Origin of the sequence: Amycolatopsis kentuckyensis (assembly GCF_002155975.1) — a bacterium.
GTDB lineage: Bacteria > Actinomycetota > Actinomycetes > Mycobacteriales > Pseudonocardiaceae > Amycolatopsis > Amycolatopsis kentuckyensis.
In genome coordinates this window covers 1-1,280 of record NZ_MUMI01000837.1, presented here as the reverse complement: position 1 = coordinate 1,280, position 1,280 = coordinate 1, and the positions used below count along the sequence as shown (strand labels likewise).

At 69.2% G+C, this 1,280-nt stretch carries 1 protein-coding gene and 1 pseudogene; one reads left to right on the top strand and one right to left on the bottom strand.

Annotated features, from left to right (window positions below; all coding sequences use genetic code 11):
• Positions 1–67: 67 nt before the first annotated feature.
• A complete protein-coding gene (locus CCN39_RS48510; RefSeq protein WP_086853981.1) occupies positions 68–757 on the bottom strand; it encodes a DNA alkylation repair protein in 690 nt (229 codons plus the stop codon).
• A 193-nt stretch (positions 758–950) separates the two neighbouring features.
• On the opposite strand from CCN39_RS48510, the pseudogene CCN39_RS48505 reads away from it, so the two are divergent.
• Positions 951–1,280, top strand: a pseudogene (locus CCN39_RS48505) (alpha/beta hydrolase); the annotation flags it as partial.

Genomic DNA, 1,280 nt, shown 5'->3' with positions numbered 1-1,280 from the left:
ATCACGCGTGTCGACCGTTCAGTCACGCGAACCAACCCTCCCGGCACGCCCCACCGGCAACCGCTCCTCAGCCGAGGTGCTTGAGCGCCTCCCTCCTCGACAGCCCGGACAACCCCGGGTGATCGTCCACAAAGCACCGCACCCAGTCCGGCGCCGTCCTCGCGTAGTCCCGTAGCGCCCACCCGATTCCCTTCCGCAGGAAGAACTCCGGCTCGGCGATCGACGGCTCGATGGCGCGGGTGAGCAGGTCCGTGTCGGTGTCCTCCTTGGCCCCCACCTGGCAGATGATCGCCGTCCGGCGGCGCCAGAGGTCGGCGTCGTGGGCCCACGCCAGCATCGTCGGCGTCATCCGGGCGCGGTGCTCACGGAGGATCGGGCCGATCCGCCGGATGGCGACCTCGTCCACGACGTCCCACCACGCCCCGTCGACGATCATTTCCTCGTACACCGGGAGCAGGTCCGGATCCTGCCACCGCCGGTAAGCCCGGTACCCAGAAAGATCGATGGCCGCGTACCGCTCCTCGCGGAATTCCGCGGTTCGCCACAACTCGAGGACGGTTGCCGAAAATGTCACCCGATCGGTCAATATGTGGTCGGCCAGGACCCGCTTGAGCAGCGCGCTGCGCTCGGGTTTCGCCACCCCGCGGAACGGCATGGCCGACTTCATGTACGCCTGCATCGCCGGCGCTTTCGCCGGGTCGGCCACCTCCGCCAGCCCGGCGCGGATCGCCTTGACCAGCCTCTCGTCCGCGCTCATCTGTCCTCCTGTCGGGCTCCGGCGCCCCGGAGCGTACTGCCGGCCACCGACAGTTCCGGCGTCGCGCGGACACCGCAGGTCCCGACGAAAGACGGATGGCGGAAGTCGCGTCGGTCGGCGAGATTGTCCAAGGTTGCCGGTAGTTTCGTCGAAATCTGGCGAACGCCGTCGAAAGCGGATGAAAAGGACGAGTGTGAAAAGAATCGTTGCCGCCGTCGCCGCCGCGGGGCTCGCGGCCGGGCTGATGGCCGCCGCGCCCGCCGCCTCGGCGGAACCCGGGGTGCAGTTCACCCCCGCGCCGATCGCCTGGGGCCCCTGCACGTCGGAGAGCCTCAAGCAGAACGGCGCCGAGTGCGGCTTCCTCGAAGTGCCGATGGACTACGCGAAGCCGGGCGGGGCGAAGGTCTCCCTCGCGGTCTCGCGGATCAAGCACAAGACCGCGCAGTCCCAGGGCATCATGCTGGTGAACCCCGGCGGCCCGGGCGGTTCCGGCCTCGGCCTTTCGGTGCTCGGCAAGTACGTG